The 20,111-nt window shown below is 33.4% G+C and carries 10 protein-coding genes and 2 pseudogenes; 5 read left to right on the forward strand and 7 right to left on the reverse strand.

Features of this window, described 5'->3' with window-relative positions; genetic code table 11:
• Positions 1-6: 6 nt before the first annotated feature.
• Both RGRSB_RS04085 and RGRSB_RS04090 read right to left on the reverse strand, forming a co-directional pair.
• Positions 7-3,243 (reverse strand): PAS domain S-box protein, encoded by a 3,237-nt coding sequence (locus RGRSB_RS04085; protein ID WP_119259958.1) that lies wholly within the window; start codon positions 3,241-3,243, stop codon positions 7-9.
• 292 nt (positions 3,244-3,535) lie between these two features.
• Positions 3,536-4,069 carry a GNAT family N-acetyltransferase gene (locus tag RGRSB_RS04090; RefSeq protein WP_119259959.1) on the reverse strand — a complete coding sequence of 178 codons (534 nt, stop codon included), beginning with the start codon at positions 4,067-4,069 and terminating at the stop codon, positions 3,536-3,538.
• Between the two features lie 2,097 nt (positions 4,070-6,166).
• Here RGRSB_RS04090 and RGRSB_RS04095 point away from each other — a divergent pair.
• Positions 6,167-7,294, forward strand: a complete 1,128-nt coding sequence (locus RGRSB_RS04095) for a THUMP domain-containing class I SAM-dependent RNA methyltransferase (RefSeq protein ID WP_119259960.1) — start codon at positions 6,167-6,169, stop codon at positions 7,292-7,294.
• A gap of 157 nt (positions 7,295-7,451) precedes the next feature.
• Here the strand turns inward: RGRSB_RS04095 and RGRSB_RS04100 are convergent, their stop codons facing one another.
• The 4 genes and pseudogenes from RGRSB_RS04100 to RGRSB_RS10875 all read right to left on the reverse strand — a co-directional run.
• Positions 7,452-8,519 carry a ribonucleotide-diphosphate reductase subunit beta gene (locus RGRSB_RS04100; RefSeq protein WP_119259961.1) on the reverse strand — a complete coding sequence of 356 codons (1,068 nt, stop codon included), beginning with the start codon at positions 8,517-8,519 and terminating at the stop codon, positions 7,452-7,454.
• An 847-nt stretch (positions 8,520-9,366) separates the two neighbouring features.
• Positions 9,367-11,679 (reverse strand): ribonucleoside-diphosphate reductase subunit alpha, encoded by a 2,313-nt coding sequence (locus RGRSB_RS04105; RefSeq protein ID WP_119259962.1) that lies wholly within the window; start codon positions 11,677-11,679, stop codon positions 9,367-9,369.
• Positions 11,680-12,040: 361 nt separating this feature from the next.
• Positions 12,041-12,481 carry an NAD-binding protein gene (locus tag RGRSB_RS10870; RefSeq protein ID WP_338063340.1) on the reverse strand — a complete coding sequence of 147 codons (441 nt, stop codon included), beginning with the start codon at positions 12,479-12,481 and terminating at the stop codon, positions 12,041-12,043.
• Positions 12,461-12,906, reverse strand: a pseudogene (locus RGRSB_RS10875) (NAD(P)-binding domain-containing protein); the annotation flags it as partial. The gene RGRSB_RS10870 and the pseudogene RGRSB_RS10875, both read right to left, overlap by 21 nt.
• An 823-nt stretch (positions 12,907-13,729) precedes the next feature.
• Here RGRSB_RS10875 and RGRSB_RS04115 point away from each other — a divergent pair.
• The 3 genes and pseudogenes from RGRSB_RS04115 to RGRSB_RS04125 all read left to right on the forward strand — a co-directional run bounded on the left by RGRSB_RS04115 (position 13,730) and on the right by RGRSB_RS04125 (position 19,198).
• Positions 13,730-14,212: pseudogene (locus RGRSB_RS04115) on the forward strand (YbjN domain-containing protein).
• Positions 14,213-17,010: 2,798 nt separating this feature from the next.
• A complete protein-coding gene (locus RGRSB_RS04120; RefSeq protein ID WP_119259963.1) occupies positions 17,011-17,961 on the forward strand; it encodes a PRC-barrel domain-containing protein in 951 nt (316 codons plus the stop codon).
• A gap of 166 nt (positions 17,962-18,127) precedes the next feature.
• Positions 18,128-19,198, forward strand: a complete 1,071-nt coding sequence (locus tag RGRSB_RS04125; protein WP_119259964.1) for a Gfo/Idh/MocA family protein — start codon at positions 18,128-18,130, stop codon at positions 19,196-19,198.
• A gap of 102 nt (positions 19,199-19,300) precedes the next feature.
• Here RGRSB_RS04125 and RGRSB_RS04130 read toward each other — a convergent pair whose 3' ends face one another.
• On the reverse strand, positions 19,301-19,717 hold the full coding sequence (locus RGRSB_RS04130) for an MAPEG family protein (RefSeq protein ID WP_119259965.1): 417 nt from the start codon (positions 19,715-19,717) through the stop codon (positions 19,301-19,303).
• A gap of 163 nt (positions 19,718-19,880) precedes the next feature.
• Here RGRSB_RS04130 and RGRSB_RS10045 point away from each other — a divergent pair, with 163 nt between their 5' ends.
• Complete coding sequence (locus RGRSB_RS10045; protein WP_172582032.1) at positions 19,881-20,018, forward strand: hypothetical protein; 138 nt, start codon at positions 19,881-19,883, stop codon at positions 20,016-20,018.
• Positions 20,019-20,111: the final 93 nt, after the last annotated feature.

Consider the following 20,111-nt stretch of genomic DNA (forward strand, 5'->3'; position numbering starts at 1 on the left):
AAGCTGCTAATCATCTAAATTATTATTAACTATTGCCTTATCAACTATTGCCTTATTGGTTAATTCAATAATCTGCTCAAAAAGAAAGTCATTAGCCCAGTTTTTTAGAGTAACAGCTAAAAGCTCACTTGCTGGAGTAATTTGAGTAATTAAATCTAGTATGGCATCATCACTGCATTCTATAGCAGCTTGATGAACTTGACTGATCCATTCAGGAGACATCACAGATAATAGTTGCAATAGATCATCGAAGGTATCTTCTTGGGCTTCAACATTTGTTTCCTCTGTTTGGTTATCTTCTCCTCTCATAGACTCATAAATATAGCAAATACCAAGGTGATGAGCAATTTTATCCCATAAAACCTCTTCTCGAAAAGGTTTTCGCATAAAGTCATCACATCCAGCTGATAAAACAACATTACGTTCCTCTTCAAAAGCACTCGCAGTTAAAGCGATGATTACGGTAGCCTGTCCTTTGGTGGTAGTTTTGATGTGTTGGGTAGCTTCGTAGCCATCGATAATAGGCATTCTCATGTCCATTAACACTAGATGGGGTTCCCAGCTTTCCCAAAGATCAATAGCTTCTTTTCCGTTGCTAGCCTGACGAACTTCAAACCCCATCGATGAGAGCAATTTAACTAATAGAATACGACTTTCTAGGCGATCATCTACCGCTAGAATACGGTATTTGGGTTGGCCAGGAGCTAATCCAATGACTTTGCGAATAGGTTTTTTCGTTTGGATAGCACTAGCTGATGCTATCTGTCCCTTAATGGTAAAAGTAAATAAACTGCCTTGGCCCAGCACGCTATTAACCTGAATATCACCCCCCATTAACTGCACAAACTTCTGACTAATGGGCAACCCTAATCCTGTTCCCTCTTGAGCATTGCGTCCGGTTTCTGTTTGTCCAAAAGCAGCGAATAGTTGGTCTATCTCTTCGGGGGCAATACCTAGTCCAGTATCTTCGACCTCAAAGGTAATCATGATTTTTTCTGATTCCTGATTCCCTTTCACCCGCAGGGTGACACCCCCTTCATCGGTGAATTTAATCGCATTGCCTAATAAATTTATTAAAACTTGCCGTAATTTCCCTTCATCGGTGGTTAGGTATTGAGGAACTTCTGGGGTATATTCAAAAATCAGTTGCAACCCCTTAGCTTCAGCTTTTAACTTTAGCATAGCTTCTATGTTAGAAAGCAAGCGATATAGGTCAAAACTATTCTGGTTTAAACTCGTGCGGCCTGCTTCAATTTTGGACATCTCTAGAATATCGTTGAGCAACGTTAATAAATGCTCGCCACTGCGTGAGATGATCGATAAATTCTGCTGCTGTTCCTGACTTAGAGTGAGATCACGTTGCATTACCTGAGTAAACCCTAAAATAGCATTGAGGGGAGTCCGTAATTCATGACTCATACTAGCCAAAAATTCACTTTTAGCACGATTGGCGGCATCTGCGGCTTCTTTAGCTTTTTTTAGGGCTATTTCTGCTTGTTTGCGTTGGGTTATATCTCGCACTATAGCGGTAAATACTTTGCGTCCCTTGAGTTTAATTTTAGAAATTGAGACTTCGGCTAAAAATTCGCTCCCATCTTGACGACAACCAAAAACAGGACGACGACCTCCCATTTGTCGAGCAATTTCAGAGGCGATACTGAAATCTTTAACATGTCGATGATGACTTTCACTAAACCTTTGGGGAATAAGCAGATCAAAGGGACATCCCAACACTTCTGATGCCTGGTAGCCAAAGGTTTTTTCGGCAGCGTGGTTAAACAAAGTAATACACTGATTTTCATCAATAGAAATAATCGCTTCATTCGCATTATCTAAAATGCCAGCAAATCTAGCTTTAGACTCAGTGCGTTCTTCTTCTGCTTGAGCTCTTGCTTGTGCAATAGCCAGGAATTCTCCCACTAGTTTTAAGACATTTACATCTTCTTGAGTCCAATGTTTAGTAATTTTTCCGTCAAACCCCAAATACCCTAACGTTTGACCAGTGGCCACCATAGGAACTACAACTAGGGTAGGGCTAAGACTATTTTTAAACATCTCCCTTTCGTCGATAGCCTGTCGAGGCAGATCTTCCGGTGAGTTAACTCGAATAGGATGGCCTTTTAGGAGTTGATCTGAGAACCAGGGAAAGTCTTGTAAAGGGATATTTTGAGATTGTTTTTTAGTAGAGGGAATGTTTTTGTTACACCATTCATGGGTCATATTCCAAAGGCATTGTTGAGGAGAATGACGTATGATATAGCCACGATCACCGTTGGTGAATTCTCCTAAAGCTGCTAGGGTAAATTCGACGGCAGTATTAAAATCTTGATCAATTAATTGTCGAGCAATACTGCTAAGTAAACTATCACGTTGAGCTTGCTTTTTTAAGGTTTCTTCTCGTCGTTGGCGATCAGTAATATCTCTACTAATCCCAATCGATCCCATTAAGTTACCATCAGGACAACAAAAGGGGGTTTTTAATGTATCGAGAAGACGACGACGTCCATCAGGATAAGTAATCCATTCTTCATTACGATGGGCTTGTTTTTTGTGAATCATAATACGATCCTGTTCCCGAAAAAATATAGCTTCTTCGGGACTGAAAAGATCAAAATCTGTTTTTCCAATAATATCTTTTCTGTCACGTCCGACAAAAGTTTCAAAGGCGTTATTACAGACCTTATAAACCCCTTGGGGATCCTTACAAAATATAAAGTCAGGAATACAATCAATTAGAGAGCTTAATAGAATTTGCTCTTGTTTACGATCGCTAATGTCATTGTGGGTTCCTACCATCCTAATCGGGTTTTCTTGTTGATCCCAAAGAGCTTGTCCCCGTGATAAAATCCACTTATAAGTTCCATCCTTACATTTGAGTCGAAATTCAACCGCATAATGGTTGGTTTTTTTCTCTAAATGAGCTTGTACTGCAGCCATTACTTGTTCTCTATCTTGAGGATGCAGCAACATTTTCCAGGTATCAAAATGGTTAGATAAATCTTCATTTTGATACCCTAACATTTCTTTCCAACGATGAGAAAAGAAAAGCTCATCAGTTTTGAGGTTCCAGTCCCAAATTCCTTCATTTGTCCCTTGCAATACTAATTGCCATCGTTGTTCACTTTCGCGCAATTCTTGTTGAATTCTTAAAGTAGCTATTTGGGCCGCTTTTAGGGTCGCAATTTCCCTTTGTAGTTTTTGGATAATTTGGATAGAGTTTAGTTTTTTGTTAGGAACTGGCATAGGTATAAAAAAGGTTAACTGCCTTATGTCGAACTCAGGCAACGAAATTATCTTGAATGGGATCAAGCCCATTAGTCCTCTAATTCTATATCAAAAGTTTTTCGAACTACCTCAAAACATTAAAAATTATTTTCTAACTATCTTAGTCGACTATTTTATAGCTCAGTTTTAAGATAGTCAGTTTGGAAAAACTTTCTAGTTAAGAATAGATTAAACGCCTTGTTAAAACCCAGTAGTACTAATTTGTTTAGATAACTTTATCTAGGTTAATCGAACCTAATAACCCTTAATTTTATTCTAAAAAATATTGTGGAGACTTTAATATTTTTTTCAGAAATAATCGTCGGGGAGTTTTAAATAAACAACTTTGCCAAGTCAACTCAGTTCTTTGGACTTTATAACCATCATTAATATAAAGCCGTTTGGCTGGGTAATTATCTTCTAAAACGTGTAAACTAAGAGAGCGATATCCCCATTCTAAAGCAACTTGCTCACATCTCTGGAGTAAATGTTTAGCTACTCCCTGTCTTCGATAGGAATGGCTAACGGCTAAATTACTAATGTACAAAGATTGAGAATGCAACCTAGAACCTAGAGTGATTTCTACTGTACCAATAACTGATTCTTGGGAATCATTGGATGTCTCACTAGATACCATGGCTACTAAACAACAATAATAAGGAGAATGTGAGCGAAAACGGGTGCGCAAATCTTCATGAATTTCTAACCTAAATAAGGGTTGTAGCCAGGAAATCCATTGTTTAGGGGTATGAAAACTTCCGATTAAAACCTCGGTTAGCCCCTTAATATCGCTCATTTGAGCCATTCGTATTATCACAGGAAGTCTTCCCAGGTCAATATGACTCGGCTTTTGGGAATGGCAGGAAATCCTGTTATAAAACTGACATAAATCCACAAAAACTCCAATTTTAAGAGAAATAAGTAGAATTTTAGTTTCTATACATCTATTCTGTTTGGAAACAGTTGTTTTTTTATCTTGAATTCTCTTAGTTTCATCAAACAGCTCACCGGTATCCTAACATTTTTCCTTTGATAAGGAAGTGTGGGAATATACAGAACATGGCATTCTTTGTTTCATGTCATATAACCTGTTTGAGAGAAATATCAAATAACTATTAGCTATTGACTTAAATAACCAGCTATAAATAAACGCTAAAAATATAATTCATTATTTAATGATAAGTATCTTCAAATATTTTTCTATAAGTTTGACAAATTTTATTTTAAACTATTTTTTTTAGGATATTCTTAATCTATAACTATAAGTTAGTAAAAAATATAGATTTAATATTTTTTTTATTGTTTTTTAAATCTAGTTTTAACTAAACCACTTATATATATTGAGTAATAAGCAAGAACAACTACTGTATCGATTTTCTTTTTTTACGACATTTCTAGTCTTTTGAGGATATTTACCCTTGGGATATAAATAATTACTGTGCTTACTTTTGTTATTTTTTATCTCTAGCTCTTTTTTAAAAAATCATATATTTCTCTGAAAATTAATTTTACTTTTCTATTTTTTTATTCTTGTATTTTTTAAAATTTAAACATGATTTTTTGCCTTTAATAGAAATTATTAGTTTATAGATTTATTAAAAATATATGAACTAAATTTTTATGTAAACGGGCATCCCGTACTCTATTTTCTTATTTATTTGTGTTTATCTACTTACTTTTTTTATCTTCAAAGTTACACAAACTAACTAGTGTTGAAATAAAGATAGCTGAATAAAACCGTACTATACTTGCTTAAATATTAGATAATATTACTACTAATCTATTAACTGGGGTAACATCCTCATATATTGCTCTAATAATGAGAGTAAAATTTAAGTAATGTGGCTACCAAATAATCTATTTATTAAGTTTATTTTTATAATTTTTTATTGAAAATAATAATATTTCTATTTAAATTAATTAAATACTTTAGAAAGTAAATAGATACAATATATATTAATAATAACTATTAATGTATATTGGTTTTTATAAAAAAATAAATAAAGCATATAGCTAATATTTACTCAAATAATATTTGATCTGAATCAGGATAGATACTTTAGTCTGCAATCAAATTTTTAAAAATTGATTGCAGACTAATAAAGATTAATTACTTTTTATCATTTTACTCGACAGTAATAAATAATTGTATGTAATTTATATCTCAGTATAATTATTTATTATTGTAGATTTTTTTTAAAAAAAATTAAACAAATGCTAAGAAATATATCTATAAAAAATTACTTATCTACCAAAGCCTTTTCAGTATCTTGTTTTGGCTTGGTGTCTCTGATAAGGTATATAGCAATCAAAGCTATCTTTATTTACAATTCCACGATCAATTTTGACAAATCAATACATAGTGAATAACGTTGTAGATAGTAACTTCAACAACTATTTACAATACCATGAGATTTTTCTATAAAATTAAGAGTATTATCGTCAATAATATTAAATTCTCAAGAAAATATTTTATAACCTTTTTTTCTTCAAGAAGTCCAGAAAAAAGCTATTCTAAGATTACTTATCCATATTATTTTATGAACCCCATTTAACTCGAAGACTAAAAACTTATCTAAACCAGAAAATCCTCTACAGTAGTTTTATAAATTTCATGATTGTATTTTCGTAGTTTTAGATAAGTCTATTTTATTTAAAATTCGTGTAATTTATATAGATCTTGTGGAGACTTATGAACTTTTAGGTATTTTATGATAAACTCCATTTTATTTATTAAATAACTATTAATTTTCTAGATTTAATAAGACAAGATTTTCATTAAATATGGATAGAGTCTCAAGACAAAAAACATATTTTTATTTTTCTATTTATCATCTCACTTGATTAATATCAAATGATAGAATATGAAAAATAACTCAACAATTTTATTAGCTAATATATGATGAGCACGACTTATTTTGCTACTGTTGCGAGAGGATTAGAAGAAATTGCAGCTAAAGAGTTAAAATCATTAGGAGCAACAGAAGTTAAACCTGATTTTGCAGGAGTTCATTTTCATGGAAATAAAGAATTATTTTATAGGGTAAATTTGTGGTCAAGGATTATTTTTCGAGTTTTAGTTCCTATCCAAAAAATTAAAAGTTGTAATGCAACTCAATTGTATAAAAATGTTCACAAGATAGATTGGTCTAAGTATTTACAAACCAACCAAACATTTCTTGTTAATTGTACTGGAAGTAATCTAAATTTAAACCATACCCATTTTACAGCGTTAAAAATAAAAAATGCCATTGTTGATCAACAAACAGAATGGTTTAACGCTCGTTCTAATATTGATGTTAAAAATCCTGATATTATTATCAATGCTCATATTAATAACAATTATTGTATTTTAAGTCTAGATAGTTCAGGCAGAAGTCTACATCGGCGAGGATATCGTTCAGCTATGGGGTTAGCACCTTTAAAAGAAACCCTAGCAGCTGCTTTATTAGATATAGCTAATTGGGATGGAAATAGTCCTTTTTTAGATCCCATGTGTGGTTCAGGAGTTTTACTTCTTGAAGCCGCATTAAAAGGGCTAAATATTGCCCCAGGCTTATATCGCAATAAATTTAGTTTTCAAAATTGGTTAGACTTTGATTCAACTATTTATTCTAAAATAGTTGATGAAGCAAAAAATAAACAATTGGTTCGGCTGAAAGCTCCTATTTTTGGAAGCGATCAAGATAGGAATGTCATCGAACAAGCGTCCATCAATATAACCGCTTGTGGTCTTGATAAAGACATTAAGTTAAATCAAGTTCAATTAGAAAAAATTGAAGCCCCAACCGATAAGGGCACTATTATTTGCAATCCTCCTTATGGGAAGCGTATTGGTAATTATAAACAATTGGTGACATTATATAAATTGTTAGGTGATGTGTTAAAGCAACGTTTTAAAGGTTGGGATGCTTATATTTTAACAGCAAACAAAGAATTAGGTAAACAAATAGGATTAAGAACTTCTCGCCGTATTTCTATTTACAATGGTTCTCTTCCCTGTACATTACTTAAATATGAATTATATTGATTTAATTTATAAATAGTCAAAATATTGAAATAGGGAAGTTAGTTTAAAACTCTAGTTATTGCAGTTTTCACAAAGGCTAGGATATTTTATTATTTCTTATTTCTTTGAAATCTAACAGGCTGTCCTGAACAACCTGGCAGTTGTTCAGGACAGCCTGTTAGATTTCATCCCATCCAGTTACCCCTGAAGACATAACGTAACTAGTAACTGTTGATTCAAAGAAATTTGCTTTAGTATACGCTTCCTTTTTAGTATCAGAAAACCGCTCTAAATGAGTGTAGGGACTTTTGTTATATTTATCCTCTGGATAAATAGGATCTAACCCAATTGAACGCAACCGAATATTGGCTAAATATTTTGTATATTGTTCGGTACTATACTCAGTAATTCCCAAGATGTTATTACCAATAATATGATTAGTCCAACGGCATTCATGTTCAACAGCTCGAGCAAACATATCATAAATTTGATCGACAGAATGAGTAAATACTTTTCTCGCTTCTGGAATTAATTTCTGATACAGACGAACATGACTTAATTCGTCTCGGTTAATCATTTTAAAAATATCAGCTGATCCTGGCATTAACATTCTTGACGCTAAATTGTAGAAGTAGATAAAGCCATTATAAAAATATAATCCCTCTAATAAAAAGTCTGCCATTAACGCCACAAAATAATTTTCAGAAGTTTGATTATCAATATATTGTTGATATAAGCCTGCAATGAACTCACAGCGTTCTTTTAAAACTTTATCGGTGCGCCAAAACTCATAGACATGATTACGCCTTTCTGGAGGAATAATCGTTTCAATGATGTATTGATAGCTTTGATTGTGCATTCCTTCTTGAGAGATTTGTTCCGCCATACAAAGGCTAACTTCTGGTGCTGTAACGCTACTTTTGAGGTGTGGAATATTGCAGGTTTGAATCGAATCTAAAAAGGTAAGATAAGCTAAAATTCCTTCATAAGCATACCGTTCATCATTAGTTAAATTAGTGTAATCTGTCACATCTTGAGTAATATCTAGCCGTTGAGGAATCCAAAAATTTTCTCTCATCTGTTGATATAAACTTACCGTCCACGGAAACCTAACATCATTAAGCTGCATTAAATTTGTCGTGTTACCAAACCAAATAGAACGGTTTTCTATAGCATCATCCCCATCCGGATTAAAAATAGGGTTAATGGGCATCTGTTTAGGTAATTTAGGATTAGTTACTACCATAATACAATTAAGTTTATATACAATTCCATGTACAACTAAGTTTTTATTATTCTAATTTTACATAAAAATTAGTCAATCTAATCCCTATAATCTAACCTTTATTTTGTTTTTATAGTTTGATTAATACCTGTTTTAATTTTAATTAAATTAAAACAGGTCTTTTAAATAAAAAATTAGCTCAGTCTAAAAAGTAAAATCTCTTGACAATATAGTGAAAAAATCCTATTTTATTAACAGAAACTTAATTTTTTTGATATTTCCATAAATATTTCCACAGCATTTTTTTAAAAAAAATTAAAAATATATTTTTAATACTATCAAATACTGTTTTTTAAATTATTCTTCTATTTTTTATATTTAAGATTTTTACTAGTTGCTCTGTATTCAATGTGTTCGATCAAATTTTTATAAAAATTAAGTTAAATAATTTTTTCTCCTGTAATATTTAAATATTTTTTATAAAATTTTAAGTTTTATTGATAACTTTTTTAGAAGAGACGTAAAACTATATAAGAAAAACCTTTAAGGGTAAATATGTATTAAAATACACTTTTTATTTTGAAAATTAAAATTTCAAAATAAATTTAAAAGAAGAGAGATTCAAAGAAAACCTATCATCAAAGTTTTCTCAATAGTTTTTCTTATTAGAGTTAACAATACAATCTTTAAACAGTTTACTGATTCATATTTAAAAATTTTTTTTATATTTATTCAATTAAATCGAGAAGATCAAAATTATGTTAGGGGTTTATAACCAAAGACGGTAGTCCTCATTATATAAACTAAAATTCACAATCTTCTCTTAAATACGTAGGAGAACGTAATCTTTTTTCTCGATTAAGATTAATCAATTCGCACAAGTGGAACAACCACTATCAGACTCTTTAAAATTATCTTTCTGGACAGTTCTAATATAATAAACTGCTTTACAACCTTCTTGCCAAGCTAATACTAAAGTATTAAAGATGTCCTTAGCATTAATAGAGCGTTCTGGTTCATGGGGAAAGTAAATACCTTGATTAAGATTAAACAGTAATTCCATAGAAACACCTGTATCGATCCACTGCTGTATTTGCCCTACAGCTCTCACTACTTTTTGTTGATCTAAGGTTTTATTTTCATGGTAAAACCAAAAAGATTCTTCAACAAACGGTGGGGCAATTGGAACGGTTCCTTTCGCCCATTTATCATAAAAGAAACGACTATAAACCGGAAGAATACTAGCCGTACATCCTTGAACTAAAGAAGATGAGGTATTAGGGGCGATTGCAGTAATATGTGAGTTACGAATTCCGTAGGTTTGAATGTCTTTTGATAACTGTTTCCAACGTTCTTTATGCGTAGCATTTTCTAAGAACCATTCTACTGGTTTTGCCCCAATTAATTTACCTTGATGCCATTCACTTCCCACAAAAGCTTGATATGGCTGTCTCTCTTTGGCTAACTCCATAGAAGCGTGAGTACACCAATAGCTAAATTCTTCGAATAACTGATTAATTTCCGTAAATTTCTCATAGGAGAGATGTTTTTTTGCCAACCAATCTGCTAACCCCATACAGCCAATTCCAATAGTACGATATTTATCGTTGTGGACTTTTGCATCATCAAAGGGACTATTCGTAATATCAATGGTATTGTCTAAAATCCTAACAGCAACACTACAAGTATACTTCAGCTCCTCAGTATCAAGATTGGCCAAATTTAGGGAGACAAGGTTACAAGAATGTGCCTCTTTTCCAGAGGAAACATTACTGAAAGATTCGGTGCATAAATTTACTCCAGGAATATATCCTTGATGCTTATTAGGGTTAGCACGATTAATGGTATCTTTAAAGGCCAAATAGGGCATTCCCGTTTCTACCTGTGATCGCATAATTGTCTTGAATAAGTCACGGGCTTGAATACGCTTATAAAGAGTTATTTCCTCTCCTAATTTTTGCTCAATTACTTGATAAGCTTCCTCAAATTTTTCTCCCCACAAGTCAGCTAATTCTATACCTAACTTGATCCTAACCTCATAGGGATCTACCAATGTCCATTCGCGTCTACTCATCACCCGACGCATAAATTCATCAGTCAAAATAAGCTGAGGAAAGACATCATAAGCTTTGCGTCTTTGATCTCCATTTTCCGTCTGCATTTCCAAAAATTCGGGAACGTCTAGATGCCAAATATCTACCCCAACGGTAACAGCTCCCGCCCGTCTACCCCCTTGGTTGACGGCGATTGCAGTATCGTTAAGTAATTTAATCCAGGGAATGATCCCCCCAGAAGCGTTGGCTTTTTTCATTACCCAACTTCCAGTAGCCCGAATTCGGCTTACATTGACACCAACCCCACCTCCATTCTTTGAAATTTTAGCAGTGTTAGTTATTTCTTCAAAAATACTCTCTAAATTATCATCAATAGATATAACAAAACAACTCGTCAACGATCCTCCAGGAGTTCTAAGATTAGCTAGGATCGGGGTAGCTAAAGAAATTGTACGGGTGGCGATTGCTTCATAAAAACGTTGCGCCCAAACCAGTCTATTTTCGGGACTTTCTACTGTCGCTAACAACAACGAACAAGTTAATAAAGCTTCTTGAGGAAGTTCATCGGGTAACAAATAACGTCCTGTCAAAAGTACCGCCCCGGCATAATCATAGTCCGTATCCCAATCAGGATTAATCCAACTGCCAGCTTCCTTTAATTCTTCCCTAGAATAAGTGAGTATTTTCGAATCATAAACTCTAGATTTAACCTTTGTACTAACGGTTTTATAGTAGTCACCGTATTGGTAGCCTCGACTGACGAGAGTATCTTTCCATAAGCTCCAAATATGAAGTCTTCCCGCTACATAACGCCAGCCCGGTTCGTCGGGACTACACATTTCTAAAGCGCAGTTGATCAAATTATCTTGAATTTCTCTGGTAGTAATTCCGTGGCGTAGGCGAGTTTTTAGTCCGGCTTCCAAGGCGATGGGATTGACGTTATGACCTTGACAAGCCCAATCTACCACCTCCCTAATTTTTCCAATATTCAGAGAAGTCCAAGATTTATCGCGGCGAATAACTTGAATTTTACTAGTTCCCAAATTAACGGGATTTCCTCGAGTTGAAGAGGATTGATGGTGGGTTATTTGAGAAGGATCGGAAGAGGTTAAGACAGTTGGCTGCATCGTTGGTTTGAACTATTTAAAAACGAACGTAAACTGAAGCAATAAAATTGACAGTTTTGTACTGTTTTCCGTACTTAATTTCATGTCAATAATTGAGGATATAGTTTTGTTTATACCACATATATGGTGTTAGCGCTAGTTCTTTTACCCTATATATGGATATATAGGGATAAATATTTAGAACTCTTAATCTAACAATACTAATCAATTGATCGGGTAAAACCTGTAGGGCAAAAATTGCTCATTTATCTCGCTATTTTTGTGCTTGTTCAATTCTAATTGAAACCTAGGAATTTAGATTTCAATTATTTAATAATTGCTCTCTTAAACAATATCAACTGTAAGCTAATGTTTGTATCGCCTAAATTTCTTGTTCTAACCCTCCTCCATTATCCATTTTAAAAACTAGATAAAAAAGCTGTTCTGCTAAGTCTACACTTGCTAAACTCTCTTCTGATTTCTCTATCGTCTTTTTAACTAATCGTAAATCTTTCAAAATATATTTGATAGCAAATTCTGGATTATAGTCACTCTTAATAATCTTTACTCCTAAGTTGCTTAATACCCAAGAACTTGTTGCCCCTGTACTACAAGTCTCTATGCTCAGAGCAAAATCAACTTCTTGCTCTTCTGCTATTTTGATCGCTTCACATAAAGCCGCCATATGTACAGTACAAAAAGTTCGATTACGCATTTTTACTCCCTGTACATTCCCTACCAAACCACAATGAATAACAGTTTTTCCCATAGCTTCAAAATAGCGTTTACATACTTTAAAATCGGTTATTTTACCTCCTACCATAATGGTAAAAGTACCCCGTTGTGCCCCAAGGTCTCCCCCACAATGGGTGCATCTGAAAAGCGAAAATTTTGGTGTTTCAATTGAGTGCCTAAATAACGAGCAGCATCAGTGTTAATGATACTAAAATCTACCACTAATACCCCAGGCTTACCATGGTTAATAATTTTTTTTTCTCCTAAAATCATCTCTTCCATACCGGGAACATCCCCAACACAAATAAAGATGGAATTAGCCGATTCTATTGCTTCCTCAATTGACGAGACCCTCGTTACCCCTGCTTCTTTTGCTATCCTAACATCGGGGCGATTAGGGATACGATTCCAACCCTTAACACTAAATCCTTTACGGGCTAAATTAGCGCTCATAGAGGAATCCATTAAACCTAATCCCAAAAAAGCAATTTGTTGTAATTTATAGTTAGTCATCGGTGATTAACCCAGTATGTATGTAGTCTATGGTCCCATTTTCTTGAACAATCTCCCTCGACTCTCTCCCTTCCCCATTCTACTGTTTGAAACAGAACCTCACGAAGAAAAATATCAGAGATTCATCCAGTAGTCCCCCATAATACCTAAAGAGCGATTAGATAGTATCATGATAAAACCTTAATTATGGAAAACATTCCCACAAAAAATCCTAGCAACAATTCTATGGTTTGTCGGACTATCAATTCCCCTTTCCATTACTGTATCCAAAAACCTCTGCCACGTCTGTCATTCTAACAATTACTTCTGATTAAATGTGATAGCGTAACTTTTGATTACATTGTACTTTGACAAAACAGATCTAAAAAAGGTTTTGAGTTAGTAGCACTATTAATATCTTAGGGGATTATTTTAGATTGAGGATTTATGATCGCTCGTTTAACTGAATTAAACTCATAAATTCGTTACAATCTCTATAATATTCAGACGCAATGACCTCAAACAAAATTACCTGCCGATTAGCAATATGTTGTATTCAGCAACTTTAGCTTCATAAACTAAATCTTTAGTGGCTGCAGCAACATAACCTCTGACGGTAAATAATTGTAACGCCACCTTGAAAACCTGCGATCACGTGTCTTCTTCTGATTAAGAGCTATATATAGATACTTATATAAGCTATTTTTTCGTACAAATTAATTTATTAACGGAAACTCTTATAAAAAGTTATCTTGATTAGTGATCTTAAATTAGATAATACAATTAAGATGATCTTAAAGCCATCTTTCAAAGCATCAGTATCAAAGTGATTAGAGTGAGGACGATGATAAACCTAACTTCCGAAAACACCACAAAAAGAAATCTTCCTGACGATTTTGTTAGTACCACTAGCACCCATCATGAAATGATTGAAACAGTAATTAGTAGCCTAGCAGAAAATGAGAGTGCGATGGTTTATCATGATGATCAAGGTTATCTTTAGAAGTTTCAATATGGAAGTATAGAAGTATATGTCCAGCTTACTGAGGAAACAGATGATGATTTACTAACAGTTTGGGCAGCAGTATTGCAACTTCCTGCTGAAGATGGACAGGGGTTGATGCGAAAATTATTAACTATGAATTGGGAAGAAACCTTAGAAACCAGATTTGGAATTATGAAGGATAAAATTGTTGTCTTAACCCAACGATCTGTGGCTGATTTATCCCCAGAAGAAGTTTCTCGTGCTATTACTTTATCGGCTACTATTGCTAATGACAATAATAAACTTTTACGAGAAAAATTTGGAGGACGTTCTATTGGTTAGAATCTGCTTAAATCACAAAACATAGTCAAGCAAACTAACATTGGTTATACTGGAATTGTTATGTAAAATTATTAATATTAACGGACTAAAAACTTAATTTTTAAAATGCTTTAGTTTTTGATAGGTTGCTTGTTATTAACATTATCGGCAAATCAGACTCTATTGAGAACCGGTCAGTTTTACTGTCCTAGATTCGGTAGATAACTATTGTTTTAGTGCTTGCTATTTTCATGGTGGGTAATATATAAAAGTCTTAAAAAGTGATAAAAATAATTAATATCCCCAGTCTGTACTACTTGAATGTATAAAACAAAATAATAGAAAGTCAATCACAGTCTATACCTAAAAAACTCGAGAATTAAAGACTTAGATTACTCATAAATAATTAATTTATTTACCAAAATGGGGTAGAGGTTGTCGTGAAAGTTAGTAACATTCTCCACTAATGAAAATCCTGACAATTTTAAATAAAGACAGAAATGATGTACTTTTTTATATAAAAAAACAACTTGCCAACTACTCACTTGACACTACTCAGTCTATTGAAAGAGTTAAGAGAGGAATGAAATCTGTTAATCAATACAGTATAATCATCTAAGGGTTATTTAAATATCAGTTATACTTATTGACAATTTATAAATTTTCTGAGCAAGTTATAATGCCTTGTGCTTATAGAAAAACTCGCTCTTCTAATAGTAAATAGACAACTAAAGTATAATCATAAGCTTAAAAAAAAGTGTATCAATTTATAAACTAAAAAGACTTCATATAGCTTAATAATTGCAATCTCTGCTTCTATAACCTAATTATAATTATTGTTATCTACATAAATACTAGACCCAGAAATCTTGAAAAGACTTAAATACATATTAATGTATGGATGAAAAAGATTATTTATATTTTTTATAAGTTCTCTCAATAATGAATTATAAAGTACCGTAAAACTTACTTATTATTTACAACTATTTCAAGTTCCAAGTACTGTTTAGCAACAGATGTAACTGTTAGCTGTAAACAAATTATTTTTACTATATTTAGTATGCTAAACTAATAATGGATGTTGTAAGAATTGAATGCAAACTTTTATTACTCAATAAAGGTTAAAAGTTCCTCTTAAATAAAGATAAGACTATCCTCAATGTACAAGGACATAAGTAAATAAAGACTGTCAACTATAATTTAAGAAAATAAATTCTCCTCAAATTATCAGTATAATAATACTGTAACCGATTTTAACAAAAGAAATTATGAGCCAACTTCTGAAAAATATTTTATTTATACTAAATAAAATCAAGTAAATATAAACTACGAAAAGCTTTATTTATTTTTAAATAAAAACTATATTGCTACTTAACCTAGCTATTTCTGTTGTAAAATAAGTTTTTTTAGCTGAATTGATTTATAAATAAAAAAACATATTCTCATAAGTAAAATTCATGACATTAATTATTTTAATTTTTTTAAAATCAATTTTTATTGTACTTTTTGTTTAGTAACAATAATATATAATTGATCAATTTCTTGCTTAATTATATATTAAAATATCTTCTGTGCTGTTAAAAAAATTAAAAAATAATTATACAACCATTTTATGAGTAAATATATTAAATATAACTTCTAAATCTTTCTTGAGATAAACATATTAACTAACTATAATTTAATTATAAAAGCTACACTAAATAAATTAAGTAATAAACAATAGTAAAATATTTTTATGGCTTGCCTGTCAATCTAATTAAATAAAAAAAATTTAAATATCGTAATTATAGACGTCAAAATCGAGGTAAATTTTATCTTGTGTTGATATCATTTTTTATTTGTTTTTTGATGTCTATCGTTAGTTTTTTTTGCTACAAAAACAATTAATATATTTTTAATAGTTAGAACATTATCTGAATATTAAATAAGCACTCTATTTATCATGATAAATTTAGATGGTCTCAATCTATTTTTTTTTAAAAATTAAAAACTTACTCTAAATTAATTATGATAAATATCCATAATATACAGAATAGATAGTTATTAACTATCTATATCTATTTCTGACTTTACAAATTTATATTGACAGTCATTTTTGATATAACCTTTTAAGAGATTAATTAATACCATATTAGTGTCAATAATAACACTAAATATTTAATTTTTTTCATAAAATTAAATTACTAAAAATACACAGTTTTTACTTTAACAAATTGATTAATTAATCAAAGTCTAATTCTAAATTAGACTTTTAAAAAAATATAAATAACCCTAGACAAATAATTATAAATAATAGCTTTTATATATAAACTTAAATCTATTGTTTTGCAACAAAAGCAGATTTTTTTAAAAAAATACAAAGAAATAAATTTATATAGATATTTACATTGACAAGCCCAAAGTTAAGCTAAGATTTCTTTTTAAAAGATAATGGACTATTAAGTTCTTAGAGTAAAATGGAACTGTTCAGAATGCTAAAAGCGGAAAACGGAAAGTGTATTTAAGCTTTTTATCAGACATTTTTCTTTATACATCTATTTTACTAAAAAGTTGGTTAAAATAATAGAGAGGATATTTAAGTTACAATTAATATCTTTAATGATTAATCCTTTTAGACAAGTCCGACTCTAAATAAGTTTAGAATTACGGTAATTTAGTCCAAAGTTTAGACTAGAGCTAATACTTTTACCTTAGTGTTACACCATAATTGTTAGACCATGAGCTATTATCTATAAATTGAGGGTTAACCGTCAAACCAAAGAAAACTTTATTGTATTCTGGCTATCCCCCGGAAGCCAAAATTCCAACTTATGGACACAATGACTAGCGATAAAATCCGATTACGTAACGAATTTATTAATACACAGGTCATCACTCGCAATACAGGTAAAAAGTTAGGTGTTGTCAAGGAAGTCTTAGTGGATATAGACCAACGAGAAGTAGTCGCCCTAGGATTACGAGACAATGTGCTTTCATTTTCGGGAATGCCCCGATATATGTATCTTTCTAGTAGTCATCAGATCGGGGATGTTGTCCTGGTCGAAGATGAGGACGTGATTAAAACTGTCGATATTGATGCTCACTCTCCTGTTGTCAATTGCGAAGTAATCACTGAAACAGGAGAACCGTTAGGGCGAGTTCGGGACTTCGAGTTTAATCTTGAAACCGGGAAAGTGTCCTCTATTATTATTGCTTCTCTAGGACTGCCGCAAATTCCTGACCGGTTGATTAGTACTTACGAACTCTCTATTGAACAAGTAATCAGTAGTGGTCCTAATCGTCTAATTGTTTTTGAAGGGGCAGAAGAGCAATTAGTTCAAGTAACAATAGGAGTATTAGAACGGTTAGGTATTGGCCGTCCTCCCTGGGAAAAAGAGGAAGAAGATATCTACTATCCTCCCACCACTCGACCTGAAAACCAACTTGGAACCGGAATTCCCGTGCGGGCTCATGCTCCTTTCCAAGAACGACAGTCAGTAACGGAAGAACGGTGGGATGAAGATACTTGGGAACAGCCCATTGCTACTTCTCCTCCACAAAGACAGACTGAATCTATCTGCTACGAAGAATTAGAAGAGGATAATTGGGGGGAAATCAAGGCAGAACGGACGGCTAGTTACGAACCACCTCGGCAAGAAAGAGAGCATGAATACGATGAAGTTCGGAGGGATGTTTGGGATGATGATGTTGAACTCGAACCTTATAACCCTCCTCGCGTCAACATTCCTCAAAAGCAGAAACAACCTAAATACCACGAAGAAGAGGCTTAAGAAGGGTCGAAAGTCAGTAGAGGATCGCCAAACTTATCTATCACTGTTGAAATTCTTTACATTTTAACAAACTGTGCTAGTATCTTTGGTGATCGACTGAAGAATTAAAATTTTTTGTTCTGAAATCTATTTTAAGTCAAAACTTGGTGTAGGAGTGTCCAGGAGAATGTCAGACGCACAATTGACCCGAAAAAGACCACGAGATCCCTTTGCTCCCATTCGCATCGGTGTAATTGGGGTAGGCAATATGGGTCAACACCATACTCGTATTTTTAGCTTGCTCAAAGATGTAGAATTTGTCGGTGTTTCCGATGTCAACGTTGAACGAGGTTTAGATACCGCTAGTAAATATCGAGTTCGTTTTTTTGAAAATTATCATGACTTACTGCCCCATGTTGATGCTGTCTGTATTGCCGTACCGACACGGTTGCATCACTCAGTAGGAATGGACTGTCTCAAAGCTGGGGTTCATCCCCTTATTGAAAAACCCATTGCGGCAAGTATTGCTGAAGCTGAATCATTAGTCAATGCGGCAGCTGAATCTAATAGAATTCTGCAAGTGGGACATATAGAACGATTTAACCCTGCCTTCCAAGAGTTAAGTAAAGTTCTCAAAACTGAGGAGTTACTAGCCCTAGAAGCCCATCGTATGAGTCCTTATTCTCAACGGGCTAACGATGTTTCTGTAGTCTTGGATTTGATGATCCACGACATTGACTTGTTACTTGAGCTGGTGGGTGATCGGGTGGTTAAACTGACCGCTAGTGGTAGCCGTGCAGCAGATTCAGGATATCTCGATTATGTTACCGCAACCTTAGGATTTGCTAATGGCATTGTCGCTACCTTGACTGCTAGCAAAGTGACCCACCGCAAAATTCGCCGTCTAGTAGCACATTGTGAAAACAGCTTAACAGAAGCGGATTTTCTGAACAATGAAATCCTAATCCATCGTCAAACCACTGCTAATTACACTAGTGATTACGGTCAGGTTCTTTATCGTCAAGATGGGCTTATCGAAAAAGTCTACACCAGCAATATCGAACCTCTCCATGCAGAGTTAGAACATTTTGTTCACTGTGTCAGAGGCGGTGATCAACCTTCTGTGGGGGGAGAACAGGCTCTCAAGGCTTTGCGCCTGGCAAGTTTAATTGAACAGATAGCCCTTGATGGTCAAATGTGGCAACAATCTGATCAAATATACCAAGAGTTAAATCATTTAGGAATTAGTGTTTCTTAAATTAGAATCAAGTCACTCAGTAGGGGTCAACAATTGTTAACTCCTACATCAGTCTCTTTGCTAAGACTTTTACGTTACCGTACCTCATAAGAAATACAGTTATTAAACTGTCGATTGAATTTTAAGAAAACTCAAAACAAATAAACAATAAGTGCACAGTTGTCCTGTAGCAAACATCAGTGATCTCCCCAGAGGCAAATTTACAATGTAAAAAAAAGAATACAATAAACGTGCTACCACAAACGTAATGGCCGCATAACTGGCTAAAGCTGAATCTACTCCCGTTATATAAGCCATTAATGCTGCACTGGTATAAATCATAAAAGTTTCGAAAGCATTCTGATGAGCCCAGGTAGCTCGTTGACCATAGGGAGGCAATTTCTCGAGCATAGCACGGGGAGTAAAGCGATTATATCCAATTTGGAAGCGGGCATATCCCAGCGCCAAAAAGGGAAGATAAATCAAGATTGACGTGACGAAAATCGAATACAAAACAATGGCACCAACTGACCAATTCATAAATTCCTCGGAGTTTTGTTTAATTAATATATCCTGTTGTATAACCGTTTCGAGAAGATCTTTGTCATAATTTCTTAGCCCACTCTAGTCAAATCTTCGCTAACCTATTAGGGGTGGAGTTACTTTTCCAACCCGTTCAATTTTAAGCCAGGAGCCAAGTTCAATGTCAGACCTTAATCGCGGCATTATGAAGTTCGACGGAGCTGATAAGCCCGTTCTCGTTGCCATTTCTAGCTTCTTAGTTCTTGGAGCAATTATAGGATTAATTGTTTGGGCGTTCAAAGTCGCCTATATTGCTTAAATTAACCTAAATTAATGACTGGGTCATCTATCATTTCAGTCACTATCCTTATCAACTATTTTGTCACCTATTGACTCTGACCTTTTTGCTATA

The organism is cyanobacterium endosymbiont of Rhopalodia gibberula, from assembly GCF_003574135.1.
In the GTDB taxonomy this organism is placed as follows: Bacteria; Cyanobacteriota; Cyanobacteriia; order Cyanobacteriales; family Microcystaceae; genus Rippkaea.